This window comes from Pleomorphomonas oryzae DSM 16300, from assembly GCF_000422965.1.
GTDB classification, from domain to species: Bacteria; Pseudomonadota; Alphaproteobacteria; order Rhizobiales; family Pleomorphomonadaceae; genus Pleomorphomonas; species Pleomorphomonas oryzae.
In genome coordinates, this window is record NZ_AUHB01000020.1 from 1 (window position 1) to 16,068 (window position 16,068).

At 65.7% G+C, this 16,068-nt stretch carries 16 protein-coding genes; 8 read left to right on the top strand and 8 right to left on the bottom strand.

Translation table 11 applies throughout. The features are described from left to right. Together G522_RS30705 and G522_RS0122540 are read right to left on the bottom strand one after the other, a co-directional pair. Positions 1-272, bottom strand: a 272-nt coding sequence (locus G522_RS30705) for a helix-turn-helix domain-containing protein (RefSeq protein ID WP_156887020.1), incomplete at its 3' end; no start/stop codon positions are given. A 108-nt stretch (positions 273-380) separates the two neighbouring features. Continuing rightward, complete coding sequence (locus tag G522_RS0122540; protein ID WP_026792968.1) at positions 381-755, bottom strand: VOC family protein; 375 nt, start codon at positions 753-755, stop codon at positions 381-383. Between the two features lie 345 nt (positions 756-1,100). On the opposite strand from G522_RS0122540, the gene tehA reads away from it, so the two are divergent. After that, on the top strand, positions 1,101-2,090 hold the full coding sequence (tehA, locus tag G522_RS0122545) for a dicarboxylate transporter/tellurite-resistance protein TehA (protein WP_026792969.1): 990 nt from the start codon (positions 1,101-1,103) through the stop codon (positions 2,088-2,090). A 23-nt stretch (positions 2,091-2,113) separates the two neighbouring features. Here tehA and G522_RS28285 read toward each other — a convergent pair whose 3' ends face one another. Continuing rightward, the gene (locus G522_RS28285; protein ID WP_051229114.1) at positions 2,114-3,835 is read right to left on the bottom strand and encodes a phospholipase D-like domain-containing protein; all 1,722 of its coding nucleotides are present in this window, start codon (positions 3,833-3,835) and stop codon (positions 2,114-2,116) included. Positions 3,836-4,005: 170 nt separating this feature from the next. Next, a complete protein-coding gene (locus tag G522_RS0122555; RefSeq protein WP_036840606.1) occupies positions 4,006-4,923 on the bottom strand; it encodes a LysR family transcriptional regulator in 918 nt (305 codons plus the stop codon). Positions 4,924-5,031: 108 nt separating this feature from the next. Between G522_RS0122555 and G522_RS28290 the strand changes: the two genes are divergently transcribed. Both G522_RS28290 and G522_RS28295 read left to right on the top strand, forming a co-directional pair. After that, complete coding sequence (locus G522_RS28290; protein ID WP_051229116.1) at positions 5,032-6,234, top strand: MFS transporter; 1,203 nt, start codon at positions 5,032-5,034, stop codon at positions 6,232-6,234. A gap of 12 nt (positions 6,235-6,246) precedes the next feature. Continuing rightward, a complete protein-coding gene (locus G522_RS28295) occupies positions 6,247-6,630 on the top strand; it encodes a nuclear transport factor 2 family protein (protein ID WP_036840608.1) in 384 nt (127 codons plus the stop codon). Between the two features lie 148 nt (positions 6,631-6,778). Here the strand turns inward: G522_RS28295 and G522_RS29265 are convergent, their stop codons facing one another. Together G522_RS29265 and G522_RS0122575 are read right to left on the bottom strand one after the other, a co-directional pair. Then, entirely contained in the window at positions 6,779-9,091 is a 2,313-nt protein-coding gene (locus tag G522_RS29265; RefSeq protein WP_051229118.1) for a putative bifunctional diguanylate cyclase/phosphodiesterase, read from the bottom strand. Positions 9,092-9,629: 538 nt separating this feature from the next. Next, a complete protein-coding gene (locus G522_RS0122575; RefSeq protein ID WP_026792971.1) occupies positions 9,630-9,839 on the bottom strand; it encodes a hypothetical protein in 210 nt (69 codons plus the stop codon). A gap of 310 nt (positions 9,840-10,149) precedes the next feature. Here G522_RS0122575 and G522_RS0122580 point away from each other — a divergent pair, with 310 nt between their 5' ends. Both G522_RS0122580 and G522_RS0122590 read left to right on the top strand, forming a co-directional pair. After that, positions 10,150-10,743 carry a LysE family translocator gene (locus G522_RS0122580; RefSeq protein WP_026792972.1) on the top strand — a complete coding sequence of 198 codons (594 nt, stop codon included), beginning with the start codon at positions 10,150-10,152 and terminating at the stop codon, positions 10,741-10,743. Positions 10,744-10,900: 157 nt separating this feature from the next. After that, positions 10,901-11,281, top strand: coding sequence for a hypothetical protein (locus G522_RS0122590; protein WP_026792973.1), 381 nt, complete (start codon positions 10,901-10,903; stop codon positions 11,279-11,281). Between the two features lie 406 nt (positions 11,282-11,687). On the opposite strand, the gene G522_RS0122600 is transcribed toward G522_RS0122590, so the two are convergent. Beyond that, a complete protein-coding gene (locus G522_RS0122600) occupies positions 11,688-12,893 on the bottom strand; it encodes an MFS transporter (RefSeq protein ID WP_051229120.1) in 1,206 nt (401 codons plus the stop codon). 130 nt (positions 12,894-13,023) lie between these two features. On the opposite strand from G522_RS0122600, the gene G522_RS28305 reads away from it, so the two are divergent. Continuing rightward, positions 13,024-13,632 carry a TetR/AcrR family transcriptional regulator gene (locus tag G522_RS28305; RefSeq protein ID WP_156887021.1) on the top strand — a complete coding sequence of 203 codons (609 nt, stop codon included), beginning with the start codon at positions 13,024-13,026 and terminating at the stop codon, positions 13,630-13,632. 38 nt (positions 13,633-13,670) lie between these two features. Continuing rightward, the gene (locus tag G522_RS0122610) at positions 13,671-14,012 is read left to right on the top strand and encodes an NIPSNAP family protein (protein WP_026792975.1); all 342 of its coding nucleotides are present in this window, start codon (positions 13,671-13,673) and stop codon (positions 14,010-14,012) included. 178 nt (positions 14,013-14,190) lie between these two features. Here G522_RS0122610 and G522_RS0122615 read toward each other — a convergent pair whose 3' ends face one another. Beyond that, positions 14,191-14,703: a hypothetical protein gene (locus tag G522_RS0122615; RefSeq protein ID WP_026792976.1), complete on the bottom strand. Its 513-nt coding sequence runs from the start codon at positions 14,701-14,703 to the stop codon at positions 14,191-14,193. A gap of 489 nt (positions 14,704-15,192) precedes the next feature. On the opposite strand from G522_RS0122615, the gene G522_RS0122620 reads away from it, so the two are divergent. Then, positions 15,193-15,786 (top strand): cation efflux transmembrane domain-containing protein, encoded by a 594-nt coding sequence (locus G522_RS0122620; RefSeq protein ID WP_026792977.1) that lies wholly within the window; start codon positions 15,193-15,195, stop codon positions 15,784-15,786. Positions 15,787-16,068 lie beyond the last annotated feature (282 nt).

A 16,068-nucleotide genomic window follows, 5' to 3' on the forward strand; every position in this document is an offset into this window, starting at 1 on the left:
TGCTTGACGTCGGCCGCAAGGTCCGGCTGGCGCGCCAGCTTGAAACGGGTATCCCATTGTCGTCGTCGGGCGGCCAGGCGGTGCGCCCGTTCGCCATCGTAGGGGCCGGACCACTGTTTGGTCGGCTTGGCGTTGCGCCTGAGCTCGCGGCTGATCGTCGATGCTGATCGTTCAAGCCGCGCCGCTATGCTTCGCACCGATAGCCCTTCCCGGTGGAGAAGCTCTACCGTCACCCGCTCTCGCAACGAGAGCTGAGAGTAATGTTGTCCCATCGCAGCAACACCTTAGCAGGTGTTGCACTTCACTCGTGAGTCCAAGGAGGACCTCAGGCAGAATGGGGCACTAGAGGATGTATCGGGCGCTCACGGAGCGCTTGCTCCTCACCCAATCGCCTGAGCGAACATCATGCGGTGGCCTTCCGGCGTGGCGACGGGCATTTCGCGCCAGCCCCAGGGTTTGTCGGTGGGCGGCGAGGAGACGAGGGCGCCGCGGGCGGTGAGGTCGGCGTGGAGGGCGTCGATGTCGTCGGTGACCAAGAAGCCGAAATAGTTGTGGTCGCCGAGGACCGATGGCGACAGGGCGTCGGGGCAGCGGCCGAGCATGACGCGGACGCCGTCGCGCCTCAGGGCGTGCCAATTGCCGGGGTCTTCCCAGTCGGTTTCAAAGCCGAGCTTGTGGATGAAATAGGCGCTGGTGCCTTGGAGATCGTGGACGGCCAGCACGTAGGCATGCGCGGTCAGGCTGGGGTTCGGCATGGGCGGTCTCCCTTGTGGTGGAGCTGAGATGGTCGGGCCGGACGGGAAATCAAGCTGGCCCCAGTAGGCGGGCGAATGCGTGTCGGGGCGCCGGCGCCGTCCTGCGCTTCGATCCAGGTTTCGGAGACCTATACCGGCGGCTCGCTCTACCTTCCTGAGGTTCCTGCCTTCGCGGGAATGACAGGTAAATTATATAGTAAAAACAATCTATTGATCGTTCATGTCACACTGTCCGAATGCAAGGCGCAATCCGCTTTGTGAGAATTGCTCCGGCGCCCGTTTCGGCCGTCCGTGAGACCTGACACAATGGGGTGGTCCGAGCCCAAGGCTTTTCGAGGAGAGATCATGAGCGCGAATATCCCGAGGGTGCCTGCGTCCTTCTTCGGCATGGTTCTCGGACTGGCGGGTCTCGGCGGCGCCTGGCGGGCCGCCCATCTCGCCTGGGGGCTGCCGGCCGTCATCGGCGAGGCGATCATGCTGATCGCCGGGCTGGTGTGGCTGCTGGTCGCGACGCTCTACGGGCTGAAATGGCTGGTGGCGCGCGAGGCGGCGCTGAGCGAGGCCGCCCACCCTGTGCAATGCTGTTTCATCGGCCTTGCCGGTGTCGCCACCATGCTGGTGGCGGGCGGTTTGCTGCCTTACGCCTATGACGCGGCGCTGGCGCTCTATCTCGCGGGTCTGGCGTTCACCGTGGTCTTTGCCGTCTGGCGCACCGGCAACCTCTGGAAGGGCGAGCGCGATCTGAGCCATTCGACGCCGGTTCTCTATCTGCCGACCGTGGCCGGCAGCTTCGTCGGCGGAACGGTGGGCGCGGCGCTCGGGTTTGCCGACCTCGGGCAGTTCATGTTCGGCGCCGGCTTCTTCGGCTGGCTGGCCATCGAATCCGTGTTGCTGCAGCGCATGCTGACGTCGCCCGCCATGGCCGCCGCGCTGAGGCCGACGCTGGGCATTCAGCTGGCGCCGCCGGTCGTCGGCGCGGTGACGCTGATCGCCGTGGCGCCGGAGGCACCGCATCTGCTGGTCCACGCCATGATCGGCTATGGCATCCTACAGGCGCTGATCCTGCTGCGGCTGTTGCCGTGGATCCTGCGCGAGCCGCTGGCGCCCTCCTATTGGGCCTTCACCTTCGGCGTGACGGCGCTCGCCACCGCGCCGACCCGCCTGATCGTGCTGGGCGATGCCGGTGTCGTCCACGTTCTCGCGCCGGTGCTGTTCGTCTTTGCCAACCTGGTCGTCGGTACGGTGGCGGTGGTCACGCTCTATCGCCTGTCGGGGCGCCGCGGCGGCACGTCGGCCGCACCGCCGGCCTTGCAGCCCAAGGCAAGCTCGAGCTGATCGACGGCGGAGCCTGACGAAGCTCAGGCGTGCCGGCCGAACCAGAAATCGAGTTCGCGCAGGCGGCGCTTGTCGTAGGGGGTGGCGGGGTCGGCGATTTGCCATTTGTCGTCGTTGGCAAGGCCCGACCAGCTTGGTTTGCCGTGCTGCTTCTGCACCGATTGCCGCCAGCGGTATTGGGCATAGATCTCCATGATCTTGCCGGCATATTGGCTGGCCAGCGCGCCGTTGCCCTCGATGATCAGGAAGTTCTCGTCGTTGACGCCGCTCGCCTTGGGGCCGAGGTTGTGCGAGCCGGTCATCACCACGGGATGCTCGCCATAGGGGTCGATCACCACCACCTTGCTGTGCACCATGGCGTGCGCGGTGGGCAGCTTCAGCAGTTCCTTCTTCCAGTATTTGAGGGCGCCGGGGATGGCGGCCGGCAGCACCACGTCGGCGTTGGCCTCGATGCGTTCGCCGCGATTGAACAGCACGACGGGGTTCTTGTCCGTGCCGGGGTTCTGGTTGACGACGCCCTGGATGTAGAGGTCGGGCTTGAAGTTGGGGCTGCCGGGCGAGGCGAGCTCGATGATGTCGTTGAGGAGCGTGCCGCGCGGGCCGGGGTTGAACATCAGGAACAGGATGCCGTCCTTCGCCCCGGCGATCAGCTCGCCGGCCTGGTCGAGGTCGAGGCCGCCCCTCAGCGGCGTGAACCACAGCGTGGTGCGCTTGCCGGCCTTGCGGGGCGTGCCGTTGGCGGTGACCAGCGAATTCGGCGTGGCGTCGCCGGCATCGGAAAGCGCGTGCCACTGTTCCAGATAGAAGGCGGCAAGCTCGGGATTGTGGATCAGCACCGCGTTGTTGGCCTGGGTGCAGAGGCCGGTCGTCGTCCAGTTGGTGCTGCCGGTCCACACGGCCACCGGCTTCTTGTCGGCGTCGGCCAGCACCAGGAACTTGTTGTGGGCGAGCGCCCGGGGCGCGCTCATCCGGTCGTGGAGGTCTGTGCCGGCGAGCGCTTCGCGCGCCTCGGCATTCTCATCCTCGCCCTTCTTGGCGACGCTGCCGTTGCCGAGCACGATGTGCGCCCGCTTCTTGAACGCCTTGAGGAGGGGGATGAGCTCGGGGTCGTTCAGCTCGAACAACGCGGCGTAGACGTGCGCCTTGGCGCTGGCCGCCTCGGTGAGGAGCCGCACCAGCTCGTCGCGGATGGGGCCGGCGAGGAACTGGCGGATGCGGCTGTCCGGCGTGGCGATTTCCTTCTCCAGCTTCTGCGACGGCGCCTCGTCGGGTAGCAGGCGGGCGAGCCATTGGCTGGCGACCAGGCCGCGATTGAAGAAGCAGGCGGCGTGGCCCTCGGTCTCGGCGCCGATGGTCACCGGCGCGCTCCAGGCGGAGGCCTCAGCGGTGGCCTCGGTCAGCCCTGAGGCCGGCCCGCGCATGGGGATGACGCGATAGGCCACCTCGTCGCCGGCGCTGACGGCGAAGTCCGACCAGAGATATTTCTGGATCGGCCATTCCGTGGTGGGCCGGCGCGTGCCCTCGGGAACGTCGGGGCCATCGGCAAAGCCGACCCAGCTTGCCACGATCTCTTCGCGGAAGCCCTCGGCGTCTGCCTCGCCCGTGGTGTTGGGGCTGACGGCGCTGCCGGGCGCGCGTTTGATCTTGCGCCGCAAGGCGAAGCCCCTGTTATCGGCGATGAAAGGCGACGTCCAGGCGATGAGAGCGCTGTCGACGCCCGGATGAACGATAAGCTCGACGCTCATGATGACCCTCCAAGCTCGTCGCATCGGATCTTCCGAAAACCGGAGACCACTTTTCGGTCCGATGCCGTAGGCGCGCTCGGGCGGGTTCAAGAAAGCAGGTCGGAAAACGCTCGATGACGCGCGCTGATCCCTCAATCGGGCATTATAAGGCGGCTCTGTGACAACTCAAACTAGGCGCTCGTCGTCTCGCTCACCGCCACCAGTTGCTCGCGCAGCCAGCGGTGGGCGGGGTCGGCGTGGCTGCGGGGATGCCAGCCGGCGTGGAGGCTGAAGCCCTGGGCGGCGAAGGGCAGTTCGAAGATGTCCACCCGGTCGGCAAAGCGGCGGGCGAAGCGCTCGGGCAGGGTGGAGACGAAGTCGGTGTGCTCGACCACCATGGGCGCCAGGATGAACTGGTGCACCGAGAGGGCGACGTTGCGCCGGTAGCCGAGGGGCTCGAGCTGTTCGTCGATGAAGCCGCGGAAGCTGCCGCCGCTGGTCGAGACCAGCACGTGATCCAGCGCGCAATAGACCTGGAGATCGAGCGGCCCGGTGCCGCGCGGATGGCCCTTGCGCTGCACCATCACATAGCGCTCGTCGATCAGCTTGCGCGCCTTCATGGCCGGCTGGACCATCAGTTGCGAGCCGATCATCAGGTCGATGTCGCCGCGCTCCAACTGGGCGGCGATGATGTCGCCGCGCGCCGTCTGGAAGCTGATGCGGATGCCGGGGCCGGCGATGCCCTTGAGACGCTCGATCAGGGCGAGGCCCAGCACGATGGTGGCGTTGTCGCTGGCGGCGATGGCGAAGCGGCGCTCGTCGGCCATCGGGTCGAAACGCGGTGGGCGGCGGACGACGATTTCCAGATCCTTGAGCGCGGCATGCAGCGGGTCGCGCAGCTCCAGCGCCCTGGTGGTCGGCAGCATGCCGCGGCCGGTCTCGCTGGGCACCAGCAAGGGATCGCCGAACACGTCGCGCAGGCGGGCGAGCTGGGCGGACAGCGCCGGCTGGCTGATGCCGAGGCGGGCGGCGGCGCGGGTGACGTTGGCCTCCTCGATCAGCACGTCGAGCGAGGCGAGGAGGTTGAGGTCGATGCCTCGCATATCCATGGCGCTTATGCCTCAAATACTGACAATCGATTTCATGTATACCATGCGCGGCGCTATCCAACACCCAGTCCTTTTTTGAAGGCCAATCCTTTTCTGAAGGAGGGTGTCATGTCAGATCGCTCCGCATCCCTGTCGCTCAATCTCTTGAGCCTTGCCTATTTCGCCATGGGCACGGCGACCCTGGCCGTTGTCGGAACCTTACCGGCGATGGCCGCCTCGCTGGGCCTCAGCGCCAGCGCCGTCGCCTTTCTGGTCTCGGTGTTCGCCATCACCTTCGCGGTCAGCGCGCCGCTGTTGCAGATCCTGGTTGGCCACTGGCCGCGCAAGCGGCTCGTTCTCATCGGCCTGCTGGTGATGGCGGCCGGCACCTTCGGCACCGCATTGGCGCCGAACTATCCCGTGCTGTTCGCCTGGCGCATCGTCACCGCGCTGGGGGCGGCGGCCATCGGTCCGGTGGCCTCGGCGCTCGGCGCCAGCCTGGTGGCCGAGGAGCGGCAGGGCCATGCGCTGGCCGTGGTGTTCTCCGGCATGACCATCGCCACGGTGGTCGGCGTGCCGCTCTCCACCTGGCTCGGCAGCGCCCTCGGCTGGCGGCCGACCTTCCTGCTGGTGGGCGCGGCGACGCTGGTGATCGCCGGGCTGGTAGCGCGCTTCGTTGCCGATAACGGCGGCGGCGCAGCGGTCAACCTCGGCAAGCTCGTTGAGGTGTTGCTGCGGCCGGCGACGGCGGCGGGCATCGCGGTGATGGTGCTGGAAATGGCCGGCCTGTTCGGCACCTATACGATGATCGCCCCCTTGCTCGGCCAGCGCTTCGGCGCCGGCGTGGAGGCGGTGTCCGTCGTGCTGATGATCTATGGCGCGGCCGGCATTCTCGGCAACTTCGCGGCGCGGCGCATCGCCAAGCTGTGGTCGGCCGACCGGGCGGTGACCGTGGCGCTCCTCGGCCTGATGGCGGTGTTCGGCGCGCTCTACGTGGTGCCCGGCTGGCTGTCGCTCGCCGTGCTGCTGCTGATCGTCTGGGCCATGGCCAGCGACGTGTTCATGCCGTCGCAGCAGCGCCGCATGGTGGAGCTGGCGCCGGAGGTGCGCGGCCTGGTGCTGGCGCTCAATTCCTCGGCCATCTACGTCGGCATGGCCACCGGCTCGTTCGCCGCCGGCAGCTTGTTGCCGCACCTCGGCATCGCCGGCCTGCCGCTGGTCTCTCTCGGCTTCGTCGCCCTCAGCCTTCTGGCGCTGCAGCTCTCCCGCCGCGCGGCGGCACAACCCAAGATCTGTGCGATGGAAGCCGCCTGTCTCTGCAATTCCAACTGAAAGGATAGGACCATGACCACTCTTACCGAACGCAACAAGGCCCTGGTGGCCGACTTCTACGCCAAGGTCTGGAACGGGCACGATTTTGCCGCGCTCAAGGATTTCGTGGCCGAGGACTACATCCAGCACAATCCGCATGTCGGCAACGGCCGGGCGCCGCTGCAAGCCTTCGTCGGGCCGATGTTCCAGAACCTGCCGGAGGCGCGCTTCACCGTGGTGCGGCTGATCGCCGAGGGCGATCTGGTGGTGGCCCACACGCTGTTCCAGACAAGCCCCGGCGATCGCGGCATGGCGGTGGTCGACATCTACCGCGTCGAGGATGGCCGGCTGGCCGAGCATTGGGATGTCAAGGAAGCGGTGCCGGAGACCAGCGCCAACGGCAATCCGGTGGTGTGAGCCCGACTGGAAATTCTACTGGGGTGGGCATCTGGCTTAGAGATCTGCGCTTCCGGTGCTCACGGACCTTTAAGTCCGCTCCGCTCCGGTTCTCGAACTCGTCGCCACCTGCCGCGCCCCAGCGAATTTACAGCCAGGCTCTGTGTTCTCAGGATGGCGCGAGCGGGTCGCGTGCTTCGGCCGTCAAGTCGAGCGCCGTATCGGGCGGCAGTGGGCGGCCGAGAAGATAGCCCTGCAGGTGGCTGCAGCCGCCCTGGCTGAGGATCGCCGCCTGCTCCTCGGTCTCGATGCCCTCGGCGGTGCATTTGAGGCCGAGGGAGGCGGCGAGCGCCAGGATGGCCTGAACGATGGCCTTGCTCTCCGGCTTGTCGACCAGGTCCACCACGAAGCAGCGGTCGACCTTGATCCGGTCGATCTTGAAATCGACGAGATAGCGGAGCGAGGAATAGCCGGTGCCGAAGTCGTCGAGCACGATGCTGATGCCCGACGCCCTGAACTTGGCCAGGATGGACTGAACCTCGTTGCCCGTCTGCAGCAGGATCGACTCGGTGATCTCCAGCTCCAGCCGGCGGCTCGGCAGGCCGGTGATCTCCAGCGCGCGTTTGACCTGGGCCTCGATGGCGCCGTCGCGGAACTGGACGGGCGACAGGTTGATGGAGACGAACAGCCTGTCCGGCCAGTTCATGGCGTCGGCGCAGGCCTTTTCCAGCACCCAGGCGCCAAGGCGGATGATCAGCCCGGTTTCCTCGGCGACGGCAATGAACTGGTCGGGCGGCACCTCGCCGCGTTCGGGATGCCGCCAGCGCAACAGGGCCTCGAAGCCGGACAGGCGATGGCTGCCGGTTTCGAAGATCGGCTGATAGACGAGATAGAACTGGCCGTGTTCCCAGGCCTCCTCGAGGTCGATCTGCAGCTTGCGGCGGGTTTCCGCCACCTGCGCCAGATCGCTGGAAAACACCCGTGCCAGACCGCGTCCGTCGGTCTTGGCCTTGAACAGGGCGAGGTCGGCATTCTTCAGGAGGGAGACGAGGTCGCTCCCGTCCCTCGGGCAGAGCGAAACGCCGATGGAACTGGATACGCTGAGCTGCTGGCCGTCGATCAGGAACGGTCGGCGGAAGGCTGTGACCATGGCATCGGCGAACCGCAGGGCGTCGGCTTCCTCGACGACGCCGGTGCGGACGATGGCGAATTCGTCGCCGCCGAGGCGGGCCAGCTTGGCGTCGGGCGTGAGGGTTTCGGTGAGCCGCTCGGCGACGGCCATCAGGAGCTTGTCGCCGATGTCGTGGCCCAGCGTGTCGTTGATCGTCTTGAAGTAATCGAGATCGACGAAATAGAGCGCAAAGGGCGTGGCCGGCCCGCCTTTGTTGAGCCGTTCCAGCCACTCGACGAAGCAGAGGCGATTGGCAAGGCCGGTCATGGTGTCGGTGCGCGCCTGGCGGTAGCGCAGGCTGGACTGCTGCCGGTCGCGCCGCAGCTGGCGCCCCCACAGCCCGGTGACGATGACGATCACCGTGCAGATCACCAGGGAGGCGATGATGATGGGAAGGGTGGTGCGGCGGATCTCGTCGTCGACCGCGCCGGCGGCGACGCTGACCACGATGGCCGCCGGGAAGTTGGCGAAGCGGCGTACGGCGGTGTAGCGCTCGCGGCCGCCGAGAACACCGGCCGGTATGAGGCCGCCGGCCTGCGGCAGACCGAGCAGGGCCTTGGCATCGTAGCGCGGCGGGTTGGCTTCCGCGGTCCGATCGAGGGGCAGCGGCGGTGACTGGGCCATGATGGTGCCGTCGTCGAGGATGAAGGCGACGACGCTGTCGGGTTCGAGGTCGACGCGCGCCAGCTGGTTGGCGAAATAGGTCTGGTCGGTGGCAGCGTTGATCACGCCGAGGAAGCGGTCCGACGAGGTGGTGAGGCGGTGGGACAGCACCAGGTTGGGGCCGCCGGCGATGCGGCCGATGATCGGCGGGCTCAGATAGGTCGGCCCGCCGGCCATGCTCTGCATGACCTTGAAATACTGCCGGTCGCCGAAGTTGAACGCCGGGGCCGGCCAGACGCGGGTGGTGGCGAGGACGCGGCCGGTCTGATCGATCAGGGTGAGGGCGTCGATGAAGGAGAGGCCGGAGATGCGCGCCCGCAGCATTTCGTTGGCCGGTTCCGTGGTCATGTTGGCCGCGAGCGCGACTTGATCCTCGACGCCCCTCGACTTCAGGAATTCGGCGACGCCGGCCAGCACCAGCTCCGTGGCCTGGAACGAGTGGTTGAACTCATCGGTCATCACGTCGGCGAGGCTGGTCTCGATCTTCAGCTGCTTCTCGATCGCGTCGTCCCGCAACTGGGTGGCGGTGGAAATGGCGAACAGGCCGATGAAGACGATCAGCAGCGTGTCGATGATCGAAATGGCAATTTCAGTCGGCGAAATCGTCACGCGATCGCTGTCTTGCTGTTGCGTCAGGGTGAGGAGCAAGGAACAGCTGCCTTATGGTTCGGTGCGACTTGCCAGGTCGCCCGGCAGCTTCATCCGGCCATGGCGGAGCTTTGAGAAAGATTTCATCGTGTGCCCCCCGGCGCAGGTCCCCACCCGGCAGGCGCCATCAAGCCTCGGCGAAATCGCCAGAGCCGACGCGCCAGAACTTAAATTCTTCATAGGAGCGCATTTATCTTCGGTGCCGACACGTTCGATCGTTCAGCCCCGTTAAATGAATCACCCAGCAAGATATACCATATTGTTTCTTAAATAAAAGTTCCGCCAGATATTTTGGATTACTGGCATAGTCTTAAGTCGAAATGACAGGCCTTGGCAATTTTCCGGATGTCGACCTCAGGTTGATCGGTAAAAGGCAACTTCTTGTTGAGGGAGGTCAGGGAAACGATTCTGGCGGAGGCCGACAAAAAAGCCGGCGGGCATGAGCCGGCCGGCTATCGTCTGGGGTCTGGCCGTGGGAGCCTGACCTTGGGAGTTGGGGGAAAGCAGGGAGGCGGCGCCGCGGCTCCGCCTCGCTTGATCACTGGACGGCGTTTCCCATGCCTGCCGACTGGTCGGCCGCGATCGGGATGCCGGCCTTCTTCAACTCGGCCTTGGCCTCCTGGCTTGCCATGGACAGGAGGTAGGCGACGAACGCCAGGTCGGCGCGCTGCGCCTGCTGCGCCATCTGCTCGGTGAGCGTCGCGATATGGTGGAGCGTCTCCACGGGAGTCCTCGGCAGGTTGGACATGTCCGATCTCCTAATCAGCCTGAGCCAATATGCACGTGTTTGGCCCCGATGCCATACCCAACCGATGGTAGCAGGAGAAAGTTCCCCGCGCGAGTAAACGTGATCAGCCGTGATCAGCCGAACGGCACGAAACGGGCCGTGGGCGGGCGGCCGGCGAGGAACAACTGTCAAGGATTACTTGACAGTTCAAACCGAAGGCCGGCGAACCATCGCTCGCGGGGGACGACAAAGGCAAAGGATCGGCCATTGCCTATGACAAACGGGTGGCGGCGTGGCGGTGGATTTGCGTATGTTGGCGGCGGGAGGCCCCATGGACGCGACGCCGCTCTATCTTCTGACCTCGCTTGCTCTGGTGGGCAGCCCCGGCCCCAACACCATGAGTCTCACGGCGATCGGCGCCGCCTTCGGCACTCGCCGGGGCGTGCGCTACATGATCGGGCTCGATCTCGGCATGGTGGCGGTGGTGGCGCTGGTGGGGTCGGGCCTCTGGGCGGTGATCCTGTCCTACCCCGGCGTGGCGCCGGTGATCACCGTGGCGGCCAGCCTCTACCTCCTCTATCTCGCCTACAAGATCGCCACGGCGCCGCCGATGTCGCGCATGGAAGCGCCGGGACGTGCGCCCGGCATCTGGCCGGGGGTGCTGCTGTCGCTCACCAACCCCAAGGCCTATGTGTCGGTGGCGGCGGTGGTGTCGCGCTACACACTGCTGCCCGGGCGGCCGGTGGCCGACGAGCTCATGAAAGGCGGCCTGTTCCTGGCGCTGGTGGTGATCGTCAATGTGTTGTGGCTCGCCGCGGGATCGCTGCTCGCCCGCGCGGTGACCAACCCGACGGTGGGCAGGTGGGTGAACATTGCGTTCGCGGTGGTGCTGGTGCTGTCGGTGCTGGCGGCGTTCATAGGATAGGGGGCTACATCAGCCGATCGCTTCGTTCTGATTTCGGTACATCCGCATGATTGCGATTGCTGGCATCATGTTGCCCGCATAGATTGTCTCCAAGGGAATGGCGGAAGAGTTGTTGTCGACTGTCTGTTCCGAGTTCTTGGAGAAGGTTTCCACCCAAATGGGTATAAAGCTGATTTTGCCCGTCGTTGTTCTTTCAGCGCTGGTTCAGGGCTGTGTCTCGGCCGGATACGGTGGCCCCGAGGGCAACATGATCGCTACCGATCAAATGCAGGCGCAGCGTGAGGCAAACAGGACGATCGAGGTCTTCAAGTCGGCTCCAGCTGGGTACAAATCTCTGGGGGTCATGAAGACCAACAGGTGTCATCGTATCCTAACCGCCGAACCCCCGTCTGTTGCTGCCATTACCGACGATCTGAAGCGCATCGCCTATGCACAGGGAGCGGACGCAATCAGTAATGTAAAGACGGAGAAAATTGGCGGACTGGGCTCCAATTGCTGGTACGTTTTGCAAGGTAGCGCTGAACTCTGGAGAAAGTAGGCGGAGCCGCGCCAGGATTCTGGACGAGGCGGGACGACGCCCTGCAAGGGATTGCCTTGAGGCAGTGCCATGACAAAGAAGCCCGAAAAAATCGAGAGCGCCTGGGTGGATCCGGACGATGCGCCCGAGTGGCCCGACGACGCGTTCGCCCCGCGCTGAAGTTGCCGTTGGCGGCGAGGTGATCAAGCCGGCCGAAGGCACCCTGACGCACCGTCAAGACTGATGCTTGAGTGGAGGAGGTGTGCCCTATATGGGCCGATCGTTCCATACTGCCTGAGGTCCTCTGCCTGCGCAGAGGAAGACAACCTATATATCTGTTTTATCTATATAATCCTGTCTTCCTCTGCGCAGGCAGAGGACCTCAGGCAGGAAAGAGCGGGGCGTCGGTATCGGGCGCCCCACTTTCTCATGCTCCCTGTTCGGCCACCTTTTGCGGACAATCGGCCTCAGGCATGGCCAGTGACAGCAGGCATAGGGCGACGACCAGGGCGATGAAAACCGTGGCGGTTTCCAGAAGGCCGATCTGCCGGGCAGCGTAGCCGGCGACCATGGCCGGCAGGGCGGTGGCCATGTAGCTTTCGAAGTAGAAGGCCGACATCAACCCGGCGCGGCCGGCGGGGGTGGAGCGGGCGACCAGGTTGCGGGTGGCACCCAGGAAGCCGGCGCCGAAGCCGACGCCCGCGGTGAGCGAACCGGCGATCAGAATGGCGGGGCTGCCGACATAGACGCCGGCGAGGATGACGGCCGTGCCGATCGCACCCGTCACGCCGGCAACGGCCAGCGCCATGCTCGCCGTCTTGTTGCGGTGGGCGAGGATGGACAGGCTGGCGGCGAAGGTGAGGGCGGCCACCGCCGCGCCGCCCAGCCAGGTGGCGCCGCTGCCCGGCATGGCGCGGATCAGCGATGGCAACAGCGACAGGAAGAAGCCGCCGAGCGCCCAGTTGGCGATGTTGAGCGGGGCGACGCGCAGGAAGGCCTTGCGGGCGGCCTCCGGCACCTCGATGCGGGCGCGAGGCACCCATTTGTCGGCCGAGAGCGTGGCGAGTGTTTCGCGCGACCGGACGCTCAGCGCCAACTGGATCACGAACAGGGCGATGAGCAGGACATAGGCCGCCCGGAGCGGGAAGGGGGCGACCTGGGCCAGAAGACCGGAGCCGAGCGAGCCGGCACCCATGCCGATCATCGGGGCGATGGAGTTGATGGTGGCGCCGGCCTTGTGATCGATGTCGAGCATGGCGGCGGTCAGCGCCGTGGTGGCCAGCGCCGTGGCAAGGCCCTGGACGAGGCGGGCCGCCAGCAGCCAGGCGGCATCCTGCGCCAGGAAAAACAGCCCCATCGACAGAAGCTGGATGGCGAGCGCCGTGAGGATCACCCGCCGGCGACCCCAGTGATTGGACAGCGAGCCGCAGAACAGGAGCGTGGCGAGCAGCGCAATCGCGTAGATGGCGAAGATGATGGTGATCATGAAGGGCGAGAAGCCCCAGGCCGCCTGATAGAGCGGATAGAGCGGGCTCGGCACGCTGGAGGCGGCGAAAAAGGCCGTCAGCGTGACGGCATGCAGGCCCAGTTCCGCCCGCTTCGGGCGCCCGTGCGTATCGGAAGAGATGGTCATGGCGCTGGTTCCGTGATAAAAGCAAAGAGTTTGCGTTTATACGCCATCATGACTCTAAAAGCAAATATTTTGCTTTAGTGGGAGTCCTATGGCTGTGGCTGGTCAGGAAATGGATCAAAAACAAGCGGTTATGGAAAAGCCTCAGGCGGCGCCCCGGCCGGGCGGCCGCGCCGCCCGCATTCAGGCGGCGGTGTTCAAGGCGGTGGACGAACTCAAGCAGGCGGGCGAGGAGCTGACGGTGCCGGGCATCGCGGCGCGGGCCGGCGTGACGCCGTCAACCATCTATCGCCGCTGGGGCACGCTCACCGACCTTCTGTCGGACGTGGCGGTGCGGCAGCTCCGCCCCGACGGCGAGCCGAGGGACAGCGGCGACTGGCGGGCCGACCTCAAGGGCTGGCTCGAGCAATATGCCGAGGAGATGGCCTCCGATCCCGGCCGCGCCATGATGCGCGACGTGCTCTCTTCCGACCGGCCGGAGAATGCCTGCACCTGCGCGGTCTACACCGGTCGGCAGCTCGACATTATCCGCGAGCGGGCGCTGGCGCGCGGCGAAACGCCGCCGGATACCCGCACCATCATGGACCGCGTGGTGGCGCCGGTGATCTACCGCATCCTGTTCACCCACGAGGGAGCGGACGGGGATTATGCGGCGGGGCTGGTGGAGGGCTTGCTGGGGGAGGGGGCACCGCAGCCTCCGGCCTGCTGGCAGGAGCTCTCTCCCCATTCCCTCGGTGGGTGATATGGTCTGGCTCCCCGACCCTGCATGAGGAGTGTCCGGTGATTCACGAATTGCGCGTCTATACCTGTCTGCCCGGCAGGTTGCCGGCCCTGCAGCAGCGTTTCGAGACCAGGACGCTGGCCATCTGGGAACGCCTTGGCATTCGCTCGCTCGGCTTCTGGACGACCATGACCGGCCCTTCCAACAACGATCTGACCTATCTCATCGAGTGGCAGTCGCTGGCCGAGCGCGAGCAGAAGTGGGCGACGTTCATGGCCGATCCCGAGTGGCAACAGGCCAAAGAGGCGAGCGAGGCGGATGGACCGATCGTCGCCAATATCGCCAGTTCGTTCCTGCAGCCGACCCGCTTCTACCGGGGCTTCTCCAAGCCGTCGGAATAGACGGCCTGCCGGGGTGGGTGGAAAGCATGCTGGTGTCGCCGTGGTTGCCGGTGGTCGCCTCCAGGCGCGTAAAAAGCGGGCGAGGGCGCGCGCGAGCGGGTGAAGCTTACGCTGACCGCTTGAGATTGCGGGCCATCGCGCGGATTTCTGGCTGCGTGGTGACGGTTTGCGGCGCCGGCTAGTAACTGGCGTCGGTCAGCGATGACCTGATCATGTCGTAGTTCTTCCGGGCCAGCTTGTCGGTCTGGGCCGAGCTGGAGATGGTGATGAGACCGTGCCTGCCGTCCGGCAGGCGCTTGTACAGGTAGCCGCTGTGAAACATATCGCCCTTCGAGCCCTGGATCGAGGTCGGCCGCCAGTGAGTAGGGCGACCGTTGCTGTCGATGGCGTTCGGATATTCGCAGGACTCTTCATTGCCGATGCGCCGGCAGGTGATCGGCAGGCGCGGCTCCTTTTGCGCTGAACGGATCTCGGCCATGGTGGGCGCCGGTGCGAAGTGCAGGTGGTAGCTGACGACCGAGCCTTCGCCGCAGATCCGAGGCGCCGCGCAGGTGTAGCGAAATGTCCCGTCATCATGCATCTGGAACACCCAGCCGGGAAACTGGGTCGACGGGTCCGGGTGATCCCAGCCGGCGGCGGCCGGCAGGATGGCAAGGCAGAGGAACATGGCGGCGGTGGCAAATTTTCGCATGTCATACCCTAGGGCTGGCGGGGCGTGTGGCTTGGGATATGTGTAACCAGTGATGGTGCCGAAATCCACCCTCGACGTTGGTTGGGGGACCGGACAGCGCCCAAACCAATGTCCCCTGAACGCCGCGATGGCCTGGAGCTTATTCGGTGAAATCAGGTTTACCGGAAAAGCTCTATCTCATTGTTCAGACGCAGTTCCGGGCGCAAAACCGGTTCCCACTTTTGCTGGAACTGCTCTAGCGGCGGCGGCGGGCTGCGGGGCGGGCGCCGGAGTCTTAAATGGGCGCTGGTCTGGGCGGCGGTGGCGCTTTTCGCGGCGCCGGCCGTCGGCAAATACATCGACAAGCAGGGGAAGTTGACGGGAGGCCGATATCGGCTGATTACCTCTTACTGCCCGAGGTCCTGCGCGCGGGCGCAGGACCTCGGGCAGAAAAGAGCGAGGCGGAGGTATGAGGCGCCGAACTGTTGATAAATCCAACCGGAGCGGGTCATGACAGAGGCTCAGAACGGCCCGCTACGGCGGGCGGCGAAGATCGTGGCGCTGGCCAACCTCGGCTATTTCGGAGTGGAGTTCGCAGTGGCCCTTACCATCGGCTCGGTGTCGCTGTTCGCCGATTCCGTGGATTTCCTGGAGGATACCTCGGTCAACCTGTTGATCGTGCTGGCGCTCGACTGGTCGGTGCGGGCGCGCGCCCGGCTGGGCATGGCGCTGGCCGCCATCCTCATGGTTCCGGGCCTCGCTACGCTGTGGACAGCCTGGCAGAAGTTCAACGTGCCGGTGGCGCCGGAGCCTTGGGCGCTGTCGCTCGCCGGCTTGGGAGCGCTCGCCGTCAACTTGGGATGCGCGCTGCTGCTGGCCCGCGTTCGCCATCACGGCGGCAGCCTCGGCAAGGCGGCCTTCCTGTCGGCCCGCAACGACGCGGTGGCCAACGTGGCGATCATCGCCGCCGGCCTCGTCACCGCGTTCCTGTGGCGCTCGGCCTGGCCCGACCTGATCGTCGGCCTCGCCATCGCGGCGATGAACGCCGACGCGGCGCGCGAGGTGTGGGAAGCGGCGCGCGAGGAGCACAAGGCGGTGGTGTGAGGAGCTGCCATGCCTCCGAAAGGCGGACTCCAGCGTCGGGAAACAGGGTTCCTGAACTGAATGCCGCCAGCCCTCATTCGATCTTGTTCACAAAATGTTCTGGGTATCCGGAAGACTGCGATTGTCGGGAATCGGGTGCTCGCATAGATTGCCGCCTTGGGTCGCGGCCGCGCCTGGATACTCAATCTCCATGGATGGGGCTTGGCGTTGGCGAAGGTCCGGCGAGGAGGTCGGCCGTCGAAGCGGCGTTTGGCATATCTCGGGGGTAACTGCGGAAAAATG